Source organism: Actinomadura sp. NPDC048394 (genome assembly GCF_040651755.1).
GTDB lineage: Bacteria > Actinomycetota > Actinomycetes > Streptosporangiales > Streptosporangiaceae > Spirillospora > Spirillospora montaniterrae.
Map to the genome: position 1 here is coordinate 96836 of NZ_JBEZJL010000030.1, position 20850 is coordinate 117685.

General features: G+C 74.4%; 11 protein-coding genes. 5 read left to right on the plus strand and 6 right to left on the minus strand.

All coding sequences use genetic code 11. The annotated features are described in order from the left end of the window. Positions 1-28 precede the first annotated feature (28 nt). Both AB0C78_RS23095 and AB0C78_RS23100 read right to left on the minus strand, forming a co-directional pair. On the minus strand, positions 29-481 hold the full coding sequence (locus AB0C78_RS23095; RefSeq protein WP_360751084.1) for a MaoC family dehydratase: 453 nt from the start codon (positions 479-481) through the stop codon (positions 29-31). A 119-nt stretch (positions 482-600) separates the two neighbouring features. Further along, the gene (locus AB0C78_RS23100) at positions 601-1641 is read right to left on the minus strand and encodes a phosphotransferase family protein (RefSeq protein WP_360751086.1); all 1041 of its coding nucleotides are present in this window, start codon (positions 1639-1641) and stop codon (positions 601-603) included. A 263-nt stretch (positions 1642-1904) separates the two neighbouring features. Between AB0C78_RS23100 and AB0C78_RS23105 the strand changes: the two genes are divergently transcribed. From AB0C78_RS23105 to AB0C78_RS23125, 5 genes are all read left to right on the plus strand, one after another. After that, complete coding sequence (locus tag AB0C78_RS23105) at positions 1905-2240, plus strand: hypothetical protein (RefSeq protein WP_360751088.1); 336 nt, start codon at positions 1905-1907, stop codon at positions 2238-2240. 43 nt (positions 2241-2283) lie between these two features. Then, a complete protein-coding gene (locus AB0C78_RS23110) occupies positions 2284-3963 on the plus strand; it encodes an MFS transporter (protein WP_360751090.1) in 1680 nt (559 codons plus the stop codon). 160 nt (positions 3964-4123) lie between these two features. After that, positions 4124-4591, plus strand: coding sequence for a MarR family transcriptional regulator (locus AB0C78_RS23115; protein WP_360751092.1), 468 nt, complete (start codon positions 4124-4126; stop codon positions 4589-4591). Then, entirely contained in the window at positions 4588-5856 is a 1269-nt protein-coding gene (locus AB0C78_RS23120) for an MFS transporter (RefSeq protein WP_360751094.1), read from the plus strand. The genes AB0C78_RS23115 and AB0C78_RS23120 overlap by 4 nt, the downstream gene beginning before the upstream one ends. A gap of 97 nt (positions 5857-5953) precedes the next feature. Continuing rightward, positions 5954-6826 (plus strand): PHB depolymerase family esterase, encoded by an 873-nt coding sequence (locus tag AB0C78_RS23125; protein WP_360751096.1) that lies wholly within the window; start codon positions 5954-5956, stop codon positions 6824-6826. A 60-nt stretch (positions 6827-6886) separates the two neighbouring features. Here the strand turns inward: AB0C78_RS23125 and AB0C78_RS23130 are convergent, their stop codons facing one another. The 4 genes from AB0C78_RS23130 to AB0C78_RS23145 form a co-directional block, all read right to left on the minus strand. Further along, positions 6887-7084 (minus strand): MbtH family protein, encoded by a 198-nt coding sequence (locus AB0C78_RS23130; protein ID WP_318839256.1) that lies wholly within the window; start codon positions 7082-7084, stop codon positions 6887-6889. Further along, positions 7084-8385, minus strand: a complete 1302-nt coding sequence (locus tag AB0C78_RS23135) for a lysine N(6)-hydroxylase/L-ornithine N(5)-oxygenase family protein (protein WP_360751098.1) — start codon at positions 8383-8385, stop codon at positions 7084-7086. Before AB0C78_RS23135 ends, AB0C78_RS23130 begins: the two co-directional genes overlap by 1 nt. Then, positions 8385-9401, minus strand: a complete 1017-nt coding sequence (locus AB0C78_RS23140) for an iron-siderophore ABC transporter substrate-binding protein (RefSeq protein ID WP_360751100.1) — start codon at positions 9399-9401, stop codon at positions 8385-8387. The genes AB0C78_RS23135 and AB0C78_RS23140 overlap by 1 nt, the downstream gene beginning before the upstream one ends. A 67-nt stretch (positions 9402-9468) precedes the next feature. Beyond that, positions 9469-20850, minus strand: an 11382-nt coding sequence (locus AB0C78_RS23145; RefSeq protein WP_360751102.1) for an amino acid adenylation domain-containing protein, incomplete at its 5' end; no start/stop codon positions are given.

The window sequence follows — 20850 nt, forward strand, 5'->3', positions numbered from 1 at the left end:
TCCGGGATGACGGGATGGGGGCGGGAGGTCAGCCGACCAGCACGGACAGGACCTCGGCGACGCAGACCGGCTTGTCGCCGCCCTCGCGCTCGATGGTCACGCGGACCTTGGCCCGCGCGCCCTGCGAGGTGCGGTCCAGCGAGACGAGCTCGGCGCCGGCGCGCACCCGCGACCCGACGGGGACGGGCGCCGGGAAGCGGACCTTGTCCGAGCCGTAGTTGACGCCCATCGTCAGCCCCTGGACCCGGGAGATCTCCGACATCAGCATGGGGATCAGCGACAGGGTGAGGTAGCCGTGCGCGATCGTGCCGCCGAACGGCCCGTCCTTCGCCCGCTCCGGGTCCACGTGGATCCACTGGTGGTCGCCGGTCGCGTCGGCGAACCCGTTCACCTGCTCCTGGGTGACCGTGTGCCATTCGCTGTGGCCGAGATGGGTGCCGACGGCCTTCTCGTACTCGTCGATGCCGTGGAACGTCCTCATCGCGTTACCTCCTCCGCCGGGCGCGCGCCCGCTCCGTGGACCGCCATGATGACAACATACCGACCGGTTGGTATGCAACGCGAGAGGTCAGCGGACCGGCTTCGCCCGCGGGGGCGGGGTCAGGCCCCCTTGAGCGCGGCGATGCCCGAGCGGAGCAGCGGCTCGACGGCGTCGCCGATGGCGCCGAACCCCTCCCCCACGGTCTGCCCCTGCAGGTACCGGTAGTGGATGCCCTCGGAGATCACCGCGAGCTTGAAGCAGGCCAGCCCGACGTAGAACCCGATCGCCGACAGGTCGCGGCCGCTGCGCTCGGCGTACCGGGCCACCACCTCGTCGGGCGACGGGAAGCCCGGCGCGTGCGACGCCTCCGCCCGCCCGGGGACGGGCGCCGTCCGCCTCATGTAGACGAGCAGGAGCGCGAGGTCGGTGAGCGGGTCGCCGAGCGTCGCCATCTCCCAGTCGAGGACGGCCGCCACCCGGTCGTCCGCGCCGACGAGAAGGTTGTCGAGCCGGTAGTCGCCGTGCACGATCGCCGGGGCGGACTCGGGCGGGACGTTCGCCTCCAGCAGCGCGTGCAGCTCGGCGGCGCCGTCGAGGTCCCGGCTGTGCGACGCGTCGAGCTGCTTCTTCCAGCGGCGCACCTGGCGTTCGAGGAAGCCCTCCGGCCGCCCGAAGCCGTCCAGCCCCACCTCGGCGGGGTCGACGCGGTGCAGGTCGACGAGGGTGTCGATCATCCGCCCGGCGATCGCGGCGACCCGCTCGGCGCCGAGCGGGACGAGCTCGTCCGCGCCGCGGTAGGGGGTCCCCTCGACCATCTCCATCACGTAGAACGGCGCGCCGAGCACGTCGGGGTCCTCGCAGAGCAGGTACGTCTCGGGAACGGGGACGGACGTGCCGGCGAGGGCGGTCATGACCCGGTACTCGCGGGACATGTCGTGCGCCGTCGCGAGGACGTGGCCGAGCGGCGGGCGCCGGACGATCCAGGAGCGCGTCCCGTCGGTCACCTCGTAGGTGAGGTTGGAGCGGCCGCCGGCGACGACGCGGGCGCGCAGCGGACCGGCGTCCGCCGGCCACAGCGCGCCGGGGCGGACCCGGTCGACGTGGCGCCGGAACCGGTCCAGCGGCAGGCCCGGGACGTCCCCGTCTCGAAATACCCGCAATGCACCCTCCTCGCCGATCCAAGCCCTTGTACCGTCTGGTCGGTATGGCGCAGTATTACGAGATGGGAACCCTCGCCACCCGGGGCCGGAGGGTCCCGGGGTCGCGCCCCCACCAGGCGGGCATCGGTGCGCCGATGACACCATACCGACCAGTTGGTATGCAATAGTCGAATCCCCATTGCCATTCTCGGTCGGCGGCATTACTTTTGCGGCACGACGCGAAGCGGTGTGAGCTTCGCCACCCTTGGCCGAAGGACCGACCGATGACGACGACCGACCCCCGGCACACCCGCGACCGGGCGCGCGGCCGCATCGGCGGCGCGCCGGACGAGGACGTCCGGCCCGCCCGCGGCGGGCGCGACCGGCCCGCCGCGCCCCCGGCCGGCCTCCGCACGCGACCGGAGGCGCCGGCCGCCGAGGCCCGAACGAGCACCGAGCAGGAGGAGGTCTTCGGCCCCGTCGGCGCCGCCGTCCAGCACGGCGGCGACGGCGCGGCACTCGCCATCGCCGGCGGCACCCCGTACGGGCCGCCCGGCACGGCGCGGGCGGACGACCGGGAACGCGCCGCCGCGTTCGCCGCCGCCCCGCGCCCTTTCTAGGACCGGTTCTCGGGGGAGACCAGCGCCCGGAGGAGTCCCTGACATGTCCGTTTCATCGTCCACCAACGACGGCGTCGCGCCCGGCGCCGACGCACCGCCCGGCATCGCGGCGCGGCTGTGGCGGCGGGACCTGCCGCACTACCCGGAGACGGGACGCCGCTACCTGTACCTCGGCATCGTGGTGATCACCACGATCGTCCTGTACTACCTGCTCTACATCCAGTACGCGGTGGCGACCTCCATCATGGAGCACTACCGCATGACGTTCGGCTTCTTCATCATGCTGTCGGTGATCGGCAACGCGATCGGCGCGTTCGCGTCGCTGTTCGCCGGCCTCGCCGACCGGTGGGGGCGCGCGAACCTGGTCGTGTACGGCCTGCTGATCGCGGGCGTGATCGTGCTCGTGCTGCCGCACTCCCCGAACAAGGGCGTGTACCTGGCGCTGTTCGCGGTGCTCAGCCTGATCGAGGGCATCGTGCTCGTCGCGACCCCCGCGCTGATCCGCGACTTCTCCCCGCAGCTCGGCCGCGCCACCGCCATGGGCTACTGGACGATGGGCCCGGTCATCGGCAGCCTCGTGGTCACCACGGTGACCAGCCACACCCTCGACAGCTCCACCTGGCAGGACGAGCTGACCTACTCGGGCATCGCGGCGCTCGCGGTGTTCGTCATCGCGCTGTTCGGGCTGCGCGAGCTGTCCCCGGCGCTGCGCGACCAGGTCATGGTGTCCATGCGCGACCGCGCGCTGATCGAGGCGCGGGCCCGGGGCATCGACCCGGAGGCGCAGCTGAAGGGCAGCTGGCGGCAGATGATGCGGCTGGACGTCGTCGGCTCGGCCTTCGCGATCAGCGTCTACCTGCTGCTGTACTACGCGGCGGTCGGCAACTTCGTCGTCTACTTCTCCGCGACGTTCGGCTACAGCGAGCAGCGCACCAACGCGCTCGGCAACTGGTACTGGGCGGCGAACGCGATCGCGCTGGTGGTGGCCGGCCTGATCTCCGACCGGCTGAAGGTCCGCAAGCCGCTGATGCTGATCGGCGGCATCGGCTCGGTGGTCTGCACGGCGGTCTTCGCCTCCTGGGCGACCGAGCCGAAGACCGGCTACTACGACTTCGCGTGGCTGTTCGTCGGGATCGGGATCTTCGGCGGCCTGGCGTACGCGCCGTGGATGGCGGGCTTCACCGAGACGGTGGAGAAGCACAACCCGGCGGCGACCGCGACGGGCCTGGCCGTGTGGGGCTGGATCCTGCGGATCGTCGTGGCGTGCTCGGCGCTGTTCGTGCCGATCGTGGTGAACTCGGTGACGCCGATCGTGGAGCACGGCGCCGAGGTGAAGGCCGCGTCCGCGCAGGCGCAGCAGGCGCTTGCGATCACGACCGCGCACCCGCAGATCTTCGCCGAGCTGGCGAAGTACCCGCCCGGGCAGGCCCCGGCGGAGCTGCAGGCGCGGGCGGCCCAGGAGGTCGGCGTCGCCGGCCTGCAGACGGTCGCGAAGGCGCAGCCGCAGCTGAAGATCCTCAAGGAGCACGGCGCGGACGTGCAGAAGGCGGCCAAGGACGGCCCCGGGCAGTGGCAGACCTGGTGGTACGTGGCGCTGGGCGGCCAGGTCGTGTTCATCCCGTTCATCTTCATCATGAGCGGGCGCTGGAGCCCCCGGAAGGCGCGCGAGGACGCCGAGGCGCACCAGAGGGCGATCGAGAAGGAGATGGCCCAGCTCACCTGAGCGCGGCGCCGCTGAGCGCATGAACCGCCCCTGATCCAGGGGAACCGATCCACCGGCCGGGACGCCCCGGCCGGTGGATCGCTGATTTCCGGCATGCCGCAGAAACTTAGGCAGGCAAACCTATAGGCACCTTATAGAAGCAAGTGATATATATCAGGACATGGATGCGCGGCCCCCGCTCGACGAGCTGGAACTGGCGGCCGGCCTCGGCCGCCTCTACTCGCTCATGCGCTCGCTGTCGCTGCCCCGCGACCTGTCCATGACGACCGTCTCGACGCTGGCCACGCTCGAGCGCCGCGGCCCGTGCCGGGTGACGGAGCTGGCCGCGCTGGAGGGCGTCACGCAGCCGGCGATGACGCAGCTGGTGTCCCGGCTCGAACGGGAGGGGCTCGCCGAGCGCCGCGCGCTCGCCGGCGACCGCCGGGTCGTCGCGGTGCACCTGACCGACGCCGGGCGCGCCGACCTGGCGCGGCGGCGCGCCGGGCAGGCCAAGCGGCTCGCCGAGCTGCTGGCGGGGCTGCCCGCATCCGACCGGGCGGCGATCGCCGCGGCCCTGCCGGCCCTGGACCGGCTGGCCGGCGCCGCCCTCGGCGTCCCCGACACACCTGCTTCCGGAGAGTGCGAATGAGTCAGCCGTCCGCGGGCGCGCAGAGCCCCTTCAAGCAGCCGAAGGCCGTGTGGGCCGTGGCGTTCGCGTGCGTGGTGTCGTTCATGGGCATCGGCCTGGTCGACCCGATCCTGCCCGCGATCTCGGCGGACCTGCACGCCTCGCCCAGCCAGGTCACCCTGCTGTTCACCAGCTACCTGGTGGTGACGGCGGTCGCGATGCTGGTGACCGGGTTCGTGTCCAGCCGGATCGGCGCCAAGCGCACGCTCATCGCCGGGCTCGTGCTGATCGTGGTGTTCAGCGCGCTCGCCGGGACGTCCGGCAGCATCTCCGGGATCATCGGCTTCCGGGCCGGCTGGGGCCTCGGGAACGCGCTGTTCATCGCGACGTCCCTGGCCGTCATCGTCGCCTCGGCCAGCGGCGGGCTCGGCGGCGCGATCATCGCCTACGAGTCCGCGCTCGGCCTCGGCATCGCCGTCGGGCCGCTGCTCGGCGGGCTGCTCGGCGACATCAGCTGGCGCGGCCCCTTCTACGGCGTCGCGGTGCTGATGGCGATCGCGCTGATCGCGACGATCACCCTGGTGAAGCCGCAGCCGAAGCCCGCGCGCACGACCTCGATCGCCGACCCCATCAAGGCGCTGCGGCACCGCGGCCTGCTGGTGATGAGCCTGACCGCGCTCTGCTACAACTGGGGCTTCTTCACCGTCCTCGGCTACGCGCCGTTCCCGATGCACCTGAGCGCGCTGAGGCTCGGCCTGGTGTTCACCGGCTGGGGGCTGCTCGTCGCGGTGTTCGCGGTGTTCGGCGCGCCCTGGCTGCAGCGGCGGCTCGGCCTCGCCCGCACCCTGTACTTCAACCTCGCGCTGTTCGCCGTCGACGTGCTCGTCATCGCGGTCTTCGTGAACTCGCAGGCCACGCTGATCGTCGCGGTGATCGTCGCGGGCGTGTTCATCGGCGTGAACAACACGGTGACGACGCAGGCCGTGATGATGGTGGCGCCGGTGGAGCGCCCGGTCGCGTCCGCGGCGTACGGGTTCGTCCGGTTCATCGGCGGCGGCCTCGCGCCCTTCGCGGCGGGCAAGATGGCCGAGCACGCCAACATCCACGTCCCGTTCGCCGTCGGCGCGGCCGCGATCGCGCTCGGGATCGGCGTCCTCGCCATCGGGCACCGTGACCTCGCGCGCGCGGAGCGCAACCAGGCCGAGGTGGACGCGGAGGCGGCCGGAGGCCAGGCCGACGCGGAGGTCACGGAGGCCGCGGAGGCCGGTTCCGGATCCGGGTCGTAGCGCTCCGTACGGGCTGTCCCCGGGCGCACAAAAGATCGCGATCTTTGTGCGCCCGGATGCGTAGCCGGGGCGCGCGGCGAGGGAGTTGGATCGCCCCATGAAGATCGCCGTGCGGGCGGCGATGATCGTGGCCGCGGTGCTCACCGCGTTCATCGCCCACCCCCTGCCCGCCGGAGCGGCACAGGACGCTCCCGGAACGACCGAGCACTCCGTCGCCATGGGCGACTGGAACCGCCCCTACCTGCTCCACCTCCCGCCGGGCGCGAAGCCCGGCGCGCGGCTGCCGCTCATCGTCGCGCTGCACGGCGGCCTGAACGACGCCGCGTACGTGGAGAACCAGAGCGGCCTCGACAAGGTCGCCGACCAGGACGGCTACGCCGTCGCCTACCCCGACGGGCTGCTCGGCACCTGGAACGCCGGCGCCTGCTGCTGGTTCGCCCGCTGGGCGGGCGTCGACGACGTCGGGTTCCTCGACAAGCTCATCGACACCCTGGTGAAGCAGGGCGTCGCCGATCCCGCCCGGGTGTTCATGACCGGGTTCTCCAACGGCGGCGGGATGGCCTACCGGTACGCGTGCGAGCGGGCCGACAAGGTCGCCGGGATCGCCGTGGTGTCCGGCGCGCTCGCCATCGGCTGCACGCCGAATCGGCCCGTGTCGGTGCTGGCCTTCCACGGGACATGGGATCCGTCCGTCCCCTATACGGGCGGCGGGAACATGGACGCCGACGTGCATTTCCCGTTCATCGGCGTGCAGTTACTCATGGAGTTCTGGAGATGGGTGGACAAGCTGCCCGCCCTCTCCTGGCCCGTGCCGGACGGCCCCGAAGGCTGCGTGGGCACCGGGCCTGGAGCCGTCGAGGTCGCGCTGTGCACCAAGCAGCAGGGCGGCCACGAATGGCCTGACTACGCCAGCAAGCTCATCGGCGAGTTCTTCGCGAGCCGCCCTTCGCTGCCGAAGCCGGCGACCTGACCGGCCCCCGCTTCGGGTCGAGGGCGGGCCCACCCCCGGGCCCGCCCTCGGGTCATCGCGTCACGCGGTGAGGCTGCGCGGACGCAGGTCCGTCCAGTTCTCGGTGATGTAGGCGAGGCAGTCGGCCCGGGCGCCCGGGCCGAACACCGTGGTCCAGCCGGACGGGACGTCGGCGAACCCGGGCCACAGCGAGTGCTGGCCCTCGGCGTTGACCAGGACGAGGAACGTGCCGTCCGGGTCGTCGAACGGGTTGGTCATCACGCCTCCTGCGGGACGCTCGCGAGGCGCGCCGAGCGCCGCGCGATGGACTGGACGATCTCTCCGGTGCGCACCGCCGTCATCGACAGCAGCGACGAGGCGATGCCGTGGCTGTGCTCGGTGGCCCCCTGCAGGTAGACGCCCCAGGCGCGGCCGGGCTCGGTGGCGATGCGGTAGTCGCGCTCCATGACGGGGCGGCCGTCGGGGCGTGTCCGGCACCGGGCGCCGGCCTCGCCGAGCAGGTCGAACGGGTCGCGCTCGCGGTAGCCGGTGGCGTAGACGACGGCGTCGGCGTCGAGGTCCGCCGTCTCGCCGGTGGGCAGGAACGCGACCCGCACCCGCACGCCGCCGGCGTCCTCGCGGACGTCGACGACGCGGGAGGCGTTGAGGATCCGCAGCCGCTCGGCGCCGGCGACCTTCTCGGCGTAGGAGCGCCGGTACAGCTCGTCGATGAGGTCGAGGTCCACGACGGAGTAGTTGGTGTTGCGGGAGTAGCCGAACAGCATCTCCTTCACCTCGTCCGGCGCCGCGTAGTAGTGGTCGACGGCGGCCGGGTCGAAGATCCGGTTGGCGAACGCGCTGTCGTCGGCGGGCGAGTAGCCGTAGCGGGCGAAGACCGCGCAGACCTCAGCCGACGGGTGCGTGCGGTGCAGGTACTCGGCGGCCTCGGCGGCGCTCTGCCCGGCGCCGACGACCACGAGCCGGCGCGGCTCCCAGCCGGGGCGCTCGTCCAGCCGGGTCAGCAGGTCCTCGGTGTGCCAGATCCGCTCCCCCGGCCGGACGCCCTCGGGCAGGACAGGGTCGAGGCCGGCGCCGATCACGACGTTGCGGGCGAGGTGGGTCTCCAGTTCGTCGTCGCGGCGGACGACGACCTCCAGCGTCCCGGCGTCGTGCTCGCGCAGCGCGACGACCTCCGCCCCGTACCGGACGCGCCCGGCGAACGCGGCGGCGGTCCATTCGAGGTAGTCGTGGAACTCCACCCGCGTCGGGAACATCGTCTTGTGGTTGACGAAGTCGACGAGGCGGCCCTTGGCGTGCAGGTAGGACAGGAACGAGTAGGGGCTGGCCGGGTTCCGCAGCGTCACCAGGTCCTTGAGGAAGTGGACCTGCATCGTCGCGCCGTCGATGAGCATGCCGCGGTGCCAGCCGAACGCGGGCTGCTTCTCGAAGAACACCGCGTCCGCCGACGGGTGCGCCTCTTCCAGCGCGACGGCGAGCGCGAGGTTGGACGGGCCGAACCCGATGCCGATGACGTCGCGGACGTGCGGGCGGGTCTCCTCCGCCGTCAGGTCCTTCGGCATCAGGCCGCCTTCGCCGCGGCCGCCGCCTTGGCGATCTGCGGGACGACATGGTCGACGACGTAGGGGACCGACAGCGCGGTCGGGGTGCGCAGCGGCCAGAACGCCTTCAGGTCGAGGCGGACGTAGGAGCCGCGCTTGACGACGGGCAGGCCGGAGAACAGCTTGTCGCCCTCGAACTTCTTCTGCGTCGCCGGGTCGTCGTTGTAGTAGCTGAGCAGGACGTCGGTGTCGAGCACGGACAGCTTCTCCATGCTCAGCTCGGCGGCGAACCCGTCGCCGGGCAGCTTGCTGAGCTTGTCGGGCAGCACCATGCCGAACTGCTCGAACAGCTTCACGCTGGTGTCGTCCTTCGACTTCATCACGCCGATGTTGCCGCTCGGGAACACGCTGGTCAGCGCGAAGCCCTTGCCCTGGAGCTCGGGATGAGCGGTCTTCACCGACGCGATCTTCGCCTCGGCCGCGGCGACGACCTTCTCGCCGTCGGCGGAGCGGCCGACGGCCTTGGCGACCTGCCGGGTGATCTGCTGCCAGGAGTCCTCGGCGGGCCCGGTCTGGTAGGCGACGGTCGGCGCGAGCTTGGAGAGCTTGCCGTACTCCTTGTCGATGGTGAAGTCGCCGCCGGCGAGGATCAGGTCGGGCCGCAGCGCGGCGATCTTCTCCAGGTCGAAGCCGGAGTCCCCGGCGGTGAGCAGCGCGGGCTTCCCGCCGGTGACCTTCGGGGCGCTCCACGGGGCGAGGCCGTCCTTCTGGATCCCGGTGAGCTCCACCATCCCGACCGGCTGGACGCCGAGCGCGAGGAGCGCGTCCTGGTCGACCTCGCCGAGCGCGACGATCCGCTTCGGCGCGGACTTGACGGTGGCGGTGCCGAGCTTGCCGGTGATCGTGACCGGGAACGATCCGGCCGCGCCGCCGGAGGAGGCCTTGGCGGGCTCGTCGTCGCCGCCGCACGCCGCGGTCAGCGCGAGACCGAGGACGAGCGCGCCGGTGGCGGCCAGACGCCGCGTCAGTGTGCGCATGAGGGCCGGTGTCCTTCCAGGTGGTCCAGGGGGTGTCGGGGAGTGATCTTAGGTTAGCCTTACCTTACTAATCAATGATCCGCGGGGTATGACCCGCCTCACCCCTCTCCTCGGCCCCGTCCAGCCGGGCCAGCAGGCCCGCCACGGTCGGCGCCGCCATCAGCGCCGCGATCCGCGCCCCCGCGCAGCCGGGCTCGCGGCGGATCCGCCGCACCAGCCGCATCGCCAGCAGCGAGTGCCCGCCGAGGTCGAAGAAGTCGTCGTCCGGGCCCACCTCGGGCACGCCGAGCTCCTCGGCGAAGATGCGGCACAGCACCGCCTCCCGGTCGTCCCCGCGCCGCACCCCACCGGGCGCGGGCGGGGCGTCCGCGGCCGCGACGGCGCGGGCGGTGAGGACGGCGGGCAGCGCGCCGACGGGCGTGCCGGGGTCGCGCGCGACGGTCTCCAGCAGCGCGACCAGCCCGGCGGCCATCGTCTCGGCCGTGCCCCGGTCGAACAGGTCGGCGGAGTAGTCGACGATCAGCCGCAGGCCGTCGCCGCGCTCCCGGAAGATGAAGTCCAGGTCGAACTTCGCGGCGGACGGCCCGAACGACGCCTCCCGCTGCTCCAGGCCGGGGAAGCGCACCTCGCCGGGGTCCTGGTTCTCGTAGCCGACCATCACCTGGAACAGCGGGTTGCGTCCCGGCACGCGCCTCGGGCGCAGCGCCTCCACGACCGCCTCGAACGGCAGGTCCTGGTTGGCGAGGCCCGCGAGCCCGGCCTCCCGGACGCGGCCGAGCAGCTCGGCGAACGTCGGCTCCCCGGACACGTCGGCGCGCAGCACGAGCGTGTTGACGAAGAAGCCGACGAGGTCCGCGGCGGCGTCCTCGGTGCGTCCCGCGACGGGGCTGCCGAGCGGGATGTCGTCGCCCGCGCCCATCCGGTGCAGCAGCGCGGCGACGGCCGCCTGGCACACCATGAACACGCTGGCGCCCGCGTCGCGCGCGACGCGGCGGAGCCGTCCGGTCAGGCCGGGCGGCAGGTCCGCGGCGAGGGTCCCGCCGCGCTGCCCCGCCGTCCCGGGCCTCGGCCGGTCGGCCGGCAGCGCGATCTCCTCCGGCGCGCCGGCGAGGGCCCGCACCCAGTGGGCGAGCTGCCGCGCGTGCACGCTGCCCGGGTCGAGCGGGTCGCCGAGCAGTTCGGCCTGCCACAGCGTGTGGTCGGCGTACTGGACGGGCGGCGCCTCCCAGCCGGGCGGCGTCCCGTCGAGCCGCGCGGTGTACGCCCCCGCGACGTCGCGGGCGAACGGCCCGAACGACCACTCGTCGAAGGCGATGTGGTGGAAGACCGCGAGCAGCAGGTGCTCCCGCTCCCCCTCCGGGAACACCGCGACGCGCAGCGGGATGTCGCGGGCCAGGTCGAACGGCCGGGCGATGACGTCCTCGGGCGCGCCCGCCGCGACCTCCAGGACGGGACGTGCGTCGTCCGCGTCGAGGATCCGCTGGTAGGGCGTGCCGTCGTGCTCGGCGAAGACCGTCCGCAGGGCCTCGTGCCGGGCGACGACGTCGCCGATCGCCGCTTCGAGGGCGGCCAGGTCCAGGTCACCGCGCAGCCGGACGGCGAGCGGCAGATGGTAGGCGTCGCGCGGCCCGTCGTCCTCGCGGAGCAGCTGGTCGAGCAGCCACAGGCGGCGCTGCGCCGGCGACAGCGGGATCCGCTCGGGGCGCTCGCGCGGCGCGAGGGCGGGACGCGGCGCCTCGTCCTCGTCGCCGCCCAGCCGCCCGGCCAGCTCCGCCACGGTCGGCGCCTCGAACAGGTCGCGGATCGCGAGCCGCGCGCCGAGCGCCGCGCGCGCCCGGCCGACGAGCCGCGTGGCGAGCAGCGAGTGCCCGCCGAGGTCGAAGAAGTCGTCGTCGACGCCCACGCCCGGCGCGTCCAGCACCTCGGCGAACAGCGTGCACAGCACCCGCTCGACGGGCGTGCGCGACGGGCGCCCGCCCGCGCGGCGCGGGCCGTCCCGGGTCGGGTCGGGCAGCGCGCGGCGGTCGAGCTTGCCGTTCACCGTGAGCGGGAGCGCGTCCAGCGTCACGATGGCGCTCGGCACCATGTAGCCGGGCAGCCGCCGCTTCAGGCTCTCCCGGACGCGCGCGCCGAGCACGCCGTGATCGCGGGCCGCCACCGGATCGTTCGCGTACGCCGACGGCGCCCTTCCCGGCTCCGCCGGGAGGTTCGCCGCTCCCCCGCCGAAGACGGCGTCGTAGCATCCGGCCTGCGCGGACGGCGTGAGCACCACGTCCGGGAACAGCGCGTACAGCGCTTCCGGCTCGACGCCTTCGGGCGCGGCGGCGAGCGCCTCTCGCGCCTCGTCCGCCGTTCCGCCGTCGCGGAGTACCCGCAGCGCCGCCGCCTCTCCGGACAGCCGTGGATCGGGGATACCCCTCACTCGCAACGCCCCGCCCGGCGCCGCGTCGGCGAGCGCGCGGAGGGCGGCGAGGCGGGCGCCATCGCCCTGCTCGTCGGGAGTCGCGGCGTGGTCGTCCAGCGCCGCCCAGTCCATGACCGACGTGTCAGGTACGGGCGGGACGCCGGGGCCCGGCTTCCACAGGACGGCGTCGAAGCGGTGGCGGGTCAGCTCGTTGTGGTGGACGCCCCGCTTGGTGAGGACGTCGACGCGCGCGGGGCCGTCCAGCGCGGTGAAGAAGGCCGGGTCGAGGAGGAGTTCCTTCTCCATCCGCACGGCGCGTTCGACGGCGCGCAGGTCGGTGCCGCCGCGTCCGAGCTGGATCGCGGCGTGGAAGTGATGGATCGTCCGCAGGTCGCGGACGTCGCCGACGAACAGCTTTCCGCCGGGGGTGAGCAGGCGCATCGCCTTGGCGATGACGTCCTGGAGGTAGGCGGCGCCCGGGAAGTACTGGACGACCGAGTTGATCACGATCGTGTCGAAGTGCGCTTCGGGCAGGCCCTCGGTGTCGTGGGCGGGGCGGTGGCTCAGCCGGACGGGCGAGTCCGGGCCGAGGTCGGCGCGCAGCTTGGCGATGACGGGCTCGGAGAAGTCCGTCCCCCAGTACTCCTCGGCCTCCGGGGCGAGCCGGGTGAGGAGCAGGCCGGCGCCGACGCCGATCTCCAGGACGCGGCGGGGCCGCAGCGCGCGGATGCGCTCGACGGTCGTGTCGCGCCATTCGCGCATGTCGTCGAGCGGGATCGGGGCGCCGTCGTAGCTGCTGTCCCAGCCGGCGAACTCCTCGTGGTGGACGACCGTGCCGACCTCGGTGTACTCGGCGTCGTAGATCTGCCGCCATTCGGCGAGCTGCTCGTCGGCGGCGCCGTCGCGGGACCCGTCCGGGACGACGTAGCCGATGATCCGCTTCACGCCGGGGACGTCGGTGGCCGCGGCGACGACGGCGGCCTGCCCGACGCCGGGCTCGGCGGCGAGCGCGGTCTCGATCTCGCCGAGCTCGACGCGGTAGCCGCGGATCTTCACCTGGTCGTCGGTCCGGCCGAGGAAGTCGATGTTGCCGTCGTCGCGGACCCGGACGAGGTCGCCCGTCCGGTACATGCGGCCGCCGGTGAACGGGTCGGCGACGAAGCGCTCGGCGGTCAGGTCGGGGCGACCGAGGTAGCCGCGCGCCAGTCCGGCGCCCGCGATGTACAGCTCGCCGGGCGCGCCCGGCGGGACGGGCCGCAGCCACGCGTCGAGGACGTGGGCGCGGGTGTTCCAGATCGGCTTCCCGACCGTGGGGGTGGCGCTGTCCTCGGTGCCGCCGCCGAGCGTGTTGATCGTGTACTCGGTGGGGCCGTACAGGTTGTAGCCGAGGACGCCGTCGGCGCCGGCGAGCCGGTCCCAGACGGACGCGGGGACGGCCTCGCCGCCGAGCAGCACGAGCGGCGGCCGGTGCTCGCCGTCCAGCAGCCCCTCGTCGAGGAGCTGCTGTGCGTAGGTGGGGGTCACGTTGATGACGTCGACGCGGTGTTCGCGCAGGTAGGCGGTGAGCGCCTCGGCGTCGCGCCGCAGGTCCTCGTCGCAGACGTGCACCTCGTGGCCCTCGATGAGCCAGAGCAGCTCCTCCCACGACATGTCGAAGGAGAACGACACGGTGTGCGCGATCCGCAGCCGCCGCCCCGCCGCCCTCACGACGGGGTCGAAGATGTTGGCGCGGTGGTTGAACTGCATGTTCGTCAGGCCCCGGTACGGGGTGACGACGCCCTTCGGGCGGCCCGTGGAGCCCGACGTGTAGATCACGTAGGCGGGGTGGTCGAGGCGTCCGGGGGTGCCGGGCGCGAAGCCGGGCAGCTCGCCGGGTTCGACGTCGGAGCCGGGCAGGGCGGCGAGCGCCCGCGCGGTGCCGGGGTCGTCCAGGGCGAGGGTGGTTCCGGTGAACGTGAGGCCGGCGGCGATGCCGCGGTGCGAGACGAGGACCGCCGGGGACGCGTCCGCGATCATGTAGTCGAGCCGGTCGGCCGGGAGGTCGAGTTCGAGAGGCAGGTAGGCGGCGCCGGTGCGCAGGACGGCGAACAGCGCGACGACCATCTCGGCGGAGCGCGGCAGGGCGAGCGCGACGACGCGTTCCGGACCGGCGCCGTTCGCGAGCAGCAGCCGCGCGAGGCGGTTGATCTCGGCGTTCAGCTCGCCGTAGGTGAGGCGGACGTCCGGGAGCGAGACCAGCGCGGTGTCGCCGGGCTGCTCGGCGGCGCGTTCGGCGAGGAGCTCGGCGACGGTCTGCTCGGGGACGGGGTGCCAGGCCTCGTCCCAGTCGCGGCGCAGCCGGTCGCGTTCCCCGGGAAGCAGCAGGTCGAGGCGGTGGCACGGCGCGTCCGGCGCGTCGGCGATCTGCGCGAGGACCCGGACGTAGCGGTCGGTGACGCGCTCGGCCTCCGCCTCGGTGAACGCGTCGCCCCGGTACATGACGCGGAGCGCGGCGCCCGGGTCGACGACCATGGTGATCGGGTAGTGGGTGGCGTCGCGGACCTCGCGGCCGGTGACGCGGAGCGCGCCGTCCGGCCCGAACCCGCGGTCGGTGGGCATGCCGGGGAAGTTCTGGAAGACGAACAGCGTGTCGAACAGGGTCCCGAGGCCGGTGGCGCGCTGGACGTCGGCGAGCGCGACGTAGGAGTGGTCGAACAGCTCCGACTGCGCGGCCTGGACGCGTTCGAGCACGGCGGTCAGCGGGTCGCCGGGGCCGGCCTGCACGCGGACCGGCACGGTGTTGAACAGCAGGCCGACCATGGACTCGACGCCGTCGACGTCGGGGTGGCGGCCGGAGACAGAGGCGCCGAACACCACGTCGTCGCGGCCGGTCATCCCCATCAGCGTCAGGCCCCACGCCGTCTCGAAGAGGGTGCCGGGGGTGACGCCGTGGTCGCGGGCGACCGCGTGGAGGCGTCCGGCGAGCCCGGCGGGCAGCGCGCGGTGCACCTCGCCGGCGGCGGCGAGGTCGGCGGGACGGTCGGCCAGGCCGGGGCGGACGAGCGCCGGCTCGTCGAACCCGCCGAGCGCGCGGCGCCAGGCGTCCACGGCGGCGCCGCGGTCCTGCCGCCCGATCCAGTCCAGGTACGCGCGGAACGGCGGGACGGGACGCGCGGCCTCGGCGGCGGCGTCGGTGTAGGCGTTCAGCAGCGAGGTGACGAGCAGGCCGCCGGACCAGCCGTCCAGCAGGATCAGCTCGGACGTCAGCACGAGGCGGTGGTCGTGCTCGCCGAGGCTCGCGAGCGCGAACCGGATCAGCGGCGGCGCGGCCGGGTCGAACGGCTCGGCGCGCTGCGCGTCGACGAACGCGCCGAGGCCGTCCTCGCCGGAGACCTCGGCGTGCGTCCAGGGCGTCTCCCATGCGTCGGGCACGAACTGGACGGCGCGGTCGCCGTCGGTACGGAACCCGGCGCGCAGGTTGGGGAACTTCGCCAGGACGGCGTGCGCCGCGTCCGCCATCCGTGCCGGGTCGACGGGGCCGGACAGCGTCACGACGGCCTGCTGCACGTAGATGTCGCGGCCTTCGCCCGCCATCATCAGGTGGAACAGCAGGCCTTCCTGCAGCGGCGACAGCGGCAGCTCGCCGGTGGTCTCGTCCGCGGCGGCCCCGGCGGGCGCCGTCGTGCCGGCGGCCTGTGCGAGGGCCTCGACGGTCCGGAGCCGGAACACGTCGCGGACGGTGAACGACAGCCCGGCGCGGCGGGCGCGCGCGACGAGCAGCGCCGCGCCGATGCTGTCGCCGCCGGAGCGGAAGAAGTCGTCGTCGGCGCCGACCGCGTCGCGGCCGAGGACGGCGGCGGCGAGCCGCGCGAGGACGCGCTCGGCCTCCGTCGCGGGGGCGCGCCCCGTCCCAGGCCGTTCCGGGTCGGGCAGCGCCCGCCGGTCGATCTTGCCGTTCGGGGTGGCGGGCAGCTCGTCCAGCACCAGCAGCTCGGCCGGGACGAGGTGGGCGGGCAGGACGTCGCGGAGCCGGTCGAGCACCGCGCCGGCGTCGGCGTCGCCGGTGACGTAGCCGATCAGCCGGGACCCGCGCACGGCGACGGCGGCGCGGCGGACGCCGTCCTGCGCCGACAGGGCCGCCTCGACCTCGCCCGGCTCGATCCGGAACCCGCGCAGCGCGATCTGGTCGTCGGCGCGGCCGAGGAAGTCCAGGCCGCCGTCGCGGCGGCGGCGCACCCGGTCGCCGGTCCGGTAGAGGCGGGAGCCGGGCGGGCCGAACGGGTTCGCGACGAACCGCTCGGCGGTGCGGGCGGGGTCGCCCAGGTAGCCGCGCGCGAGGCCGTCGCCCGCGAGGTACAGCTCGCCGGCGGGCACCTCGCGCAGCGCGGCGTCCAGGACGTACGCGCGGGTGTTGGCGATCGGGGCGAGTCCTCCGCCTTCCGCGATCAGGCTGTCCCCGGCGGCCTCCGAGCAGCCGTAGAGGTCGACGAGCCGGGCGGGGACCTGCGCCGCGAGGGCTGCGGGCAGCGCCTCGCCGCTGCTGATCCAGGTGGTGACGGACGGCGGCAGGCCGCGCTCCACCAGCGCGGCCAGCAGGCTCGGGACGAGCGTGACCGTCCGCACCCCGTGCCGTTCGATGAAGTCGCCGAGCGCGACGGCGTCCGCCGCGGTGGCGTCGTCGGCGATCACGACGGTGTCGCCCGCGACGAGGCCGCCGAGCAGCTCGGTGGTGCCGTCGATGAACGCGGGCGAGCTCTTGGCGACGCGGACGCCGGGCTCGGTGAGGCCGGCGCCCCACGCGAGCCGGTTGGCGAGCGCCTCCTGCGTGCCGGCGACGGCCTTGGGCGTCCCGGTCGAACCCGACGTGAAGATGACGTAGGCGAGGTGGCCGGGCCGCACGTCGGACCGCTCCCGGGGCGGTGCGTCGAGGGGTGGCTCGTCGCGCCCGAGGACGAGCAGGGGGCGGGCGGCGTCCAGCATCGCGTCGACTCTCGCCCGCGGGTAGGCCAGGTCGATCGGCAGGTAGGCGGCGCCGGTCTTGAGGACGGCCAGCAGCGCGACCGCGAACGCGTCGGAGCGCGGCAGGGCGATGCCGACGACGCGTTCGGGTCCCGCGCCGGCCGCCGCGAGCCGGTCGGCGAGGGCCTCGGCGCGGCGGTCCAGGTCGGCGTAGGTGATCGCGGTGCCGCCGAAGACCAGGGCGGTCGCGTCCGGGGTACGCGCGGCCTGCGCCTCGACCAGCGCGGCGACCGTGCGGGCGGGCAGGTCGCGGGCCGTGTCCGGGTGCTCGACGGGCGTGCCGAGCGCGGACAGGCGGCGGCCGGGATCGGCGGTGACCTGGGCGAGCAGGCGGGCGAGGTCGTCCAAGAGGCCCTCGACCGTGGCGGCGTCGAAGAGGTCCTCGGCGTAGGCGGCGAACCCCTCGATGTCGTCGGCGCCGGCGGGGCCTTCGGCGAAGTACAGGTCGAGGTCGAACTTGACGCCGCCGGTCGCGGGCAGGAACGGCTCGGCGCGCACGCCGGGCAGCGCGAGCCGGACGTCGTCCAGCCGCTGGTGGACGATCATCACCTGGAACAGCGGGTTGCGCGCGAGCGACCTCTCCGGCGCGAGGCGCTCCACCACGCGCTCGAACGGGACGTCCGCGTGCGAGAACGCGGCGAGGTCGGCGGCGCGGACCCGCTCCAGCAGCTCGGTGAACGCGGGGTCGCCGGACAGGTCGGTGCGCAGCACGAGCGGGTTGACGAACACGCCGACGAGCCCGGCGAGGTCCTCGTCGGCGCGCGCGGCGATGGGCGTGCCGAGCGCGACGTCGTCACCGGCGCCGGACCGCTGGAGCAGCGCGGCGACGGCGGCGTGCAGGACCATGAACACGCTGGTGCCGGTGGCGCGGGCGAGCCGCCGCGCCCCGGCGGCCGGGAGCCGGAACGGGACGAGCCCGCCGCGGTGGCTCGGCTCGGCGGGGCGCGGCCGGTCGAACGGCAGCACGGTCTCCTGCGGCAGCCCGGACAGCGCCCGCTCCCAGTGGCCGAGCCCTTCGGCGACGTCGGTCGAGGTCTCGCGCTCCCATGCCGCGTAGTCGGCGTACTGGACGGGCAGCGGCTCCCAGGCCGGCGCCTCCCCGGCGCGGCGGGCCTCGTAGGCGCGGGCGAGATCGGCGAGCAGCGGCGTGAACGACCACTCGTCGGCCGCTGCGTGGTGCAGCAGCAGGGTCAGCGACCATTCCTCGTCGCCGGTGCGGACGAGAGTGCCGCGGACGGGAAGGTCGGCGGCGATGTCGAAGACGTGCGACGCGGCTTCCCGCTCGATGGCCGCGCGCTGCTCCGGGCTCTCGGCGCGGGCGTCGACGACGGTGAAGTCCACGGGCGTGCCGGGGTCGAGGATCCGCTGGACGGGCAGTCCGTCATCGCCCTCGACCAGCAGGGTGCGCAGCGCCTCGTGGCGGGCGACGACGTCGGCGAACGCGGCGCGCAGCGCGACGGGATCGAGGGCGCCGGTGAGCCGCAGGCCGAACGGCAGGGCATAGGACGCGGATGGTCCGCGCAGCCGCTCCTCCAGCCACATGCCGCGCTGCGCCGCCGACGCGGGCACCGTCGACGGCCGCTCCACGTCCCGGACGCGGACGCCGTGCCGCGCGACCAGGCGCGGGGCGAGCGCGGCGACGGTCGGCGCCTCGAACACGTCGGCGATGGAGAACTCCGCGTCCAGGACGGTGCGGACGCGGGCGGCGAGCTTCGCGGCGAGCAGCGAGTGGCCGCCGAGCGCGAAGAAGTCGTCGTCGACGCCGACCCGCTCGTACCCGAGCAGCTCGGCGAACAGGGCGCACAGCGCGGCCTCGCGGGCGTCGCGCGGCTCCCGGCCGTCCGCGCGCGCGCCGGGCGCGGGGAGCGCGCGGCGGTCGAGCTTGCCGTTGACGGTCATCGGCAGCGCGTCGAGGCGGACGAGGGCGCCCGGCACCATGTAGGCGGGCAGTCCGGCGGCGAGCGCGGCGCGCAGCCCATCCTCGCCGGGGGCATCGGGACCGGCGACGTAGTAGCCGACGAGGCGCGGTTCCCCGGGCCGGTCCTCGCGGACGACGACGGCCGCCTGCGCGACGCCCGGCAAGGCGGCGAGCACGGCCTGCACCTCGCCGGGCTCGATCCGGAAGCCGCGGATCTTCACCTGGTCGTCGGTGCGGCCGAGGTACTCGACGGAGCCGTCCCGGGTCCAGCGGGCGAGGTCGCCGGTCCGGTACATGCGGGTGCCGGGCGGGCCGTACGGGTCGGCGACGAACCGCTCCGCCGTCAGGTCGGGGCGGCCGACGTAGCCGCGGGCGAGCTGCGTCCCCGACAGGTACAGCTCGCCGGGGATCCCGGCCGGGACGGGCCGCAGCGACGCGTCCAGGATGCGGGCCCGGGTGTTCCACAGCGGGCGGCCGATGCCGGGTTCCGGCAGGTCGGCGGCGGTGGCGTAGATGGCAGTCTCGGTCGGCCCGTACATGTTCGCCGCGCCGCGGGCGCGCGCCGTCAGCTCCTGCGCGAGCGCGGCGGGGAGCGCCTCGCCGCCGGTGATGATCCGGAGGCCGTCGAGCGCGGCGGGGTCGAGGGAGCCGAGCAGCGACGGCGTGGCCTGCAGGTGCGTGACGCCGCGGCCGAGGAGGCGCGCGAGCGCCGCCGGGTCCCGGACGGTCTCGCGGGACGCGAGGACGATCGTCGCGCCGGTGACCAGCGGCAGGCAGACCTCCAGCGTCGCGATGTCGAACGCGATGGTGGTGACCGCGGCCCACCGGTCCCCGGGCCCGAGCGGGTGCTCGGCCCGCATCCGCGCGACGAGGTTCGCGAGGGCGCGGTGCGGGACCGCGACGCCCTTCGGGCGGCCCGTCGAACCGGAGGTGTAGATGACGTAGGCGAGGTCGTCGGGATCCGGTTCGCGGACGATGGGATCGGCCGCGTCGAGGTCGCCGTCCAGGACGACGACGTCCGCACCGTCCGGCAGCAGGCCGGCCGTCTCCGGTGCCGCGACCGCGCAGAGCGCGCCCGCGTCCTCCAGCATGTAGGCGACGCGGTCGCGCGGATGGTCGGGGTCGAGCGGCAGGTAGGCGGCGCCCGACTTCAGCACCGCGAGGACGGCCGTCACGAGGTCTGCGGTGCGCGGCAGCGCGAGCGCCACGACGGCGTCCGGCCCGGCGCCGCGCGCGCGCAGCACGGCGGCCAGCGCGGACGACCGCCGGTCCAGTTCGGCGTAGGTGAAGGTCTCTCCGGACTCGGTCTCGACGGCGGTCGCACCGGGCGTGCGGGCGGCCTGCTCGGCGAACAGCGCGGCGATGCCGGGGCCGGTGACGTCCCGGCCGGTCGCGTTGGACGCCTCCAGCCGGGCCGCCTCCTCGGCGTCCATGAGCGCGAGCGCGCCGACCGGCCGGTCCGGGTCGGCGATCGCGTCGCGCAGCAGCGTCTCCAGGTGGCGCAGGAGGGCGTCGATGCGCGCGTCGTCGAACAGTTCGCGGCGGAACGTCGCCTCGACCGTCATGCCCTGCGGCCGGACGAACGCCTCCAGCGACAGGTCGAAGTGCGTCATGCCGTTGTGGACGTGCGTCCAGGACGTGGTGAGTCCCGGCAGCTCCAGCTCGCCGATCTCCTGGGCGAGGAACAGCAGCATCGTGTCGAAGAACGGCGAGCGGCCGTGCCCGCGCGCGGGCCGCAGCTGGCGGACGAGGGCGTCGTAGGGCAGCGCCTGGTGCGCGAAGGCGCCGGTCACGGTGCGGCCGGTGCGGCGCAGCGCCTCGCGGAACGTGGGCGCGCCGGACAGGTCCGTCCGCATGACGAGGGTGTTGCCGAAGTTGCCGGCGAGCCGCTCGACCTCGGCGTGCTCGCGGTTCATCACCGACGACCCGACCGCGACGTCGGCGGAGCCGGTGTAGCGGTGCAGCAGGACGGAGTAGGCGGCGAGCATCACCGTGTAGGGGGTGACGTTCTCCTCCTTGGCGAGCCGCGTCAGGCCCTCGGTCACGTCGTCGCCGAAGCGGCGGGCGCGCCGGGGGGGCCCGGCCGGCGGCGCGGGCGGCGGCCCCCCGGGGCGGCGGGCCGGGCGGGG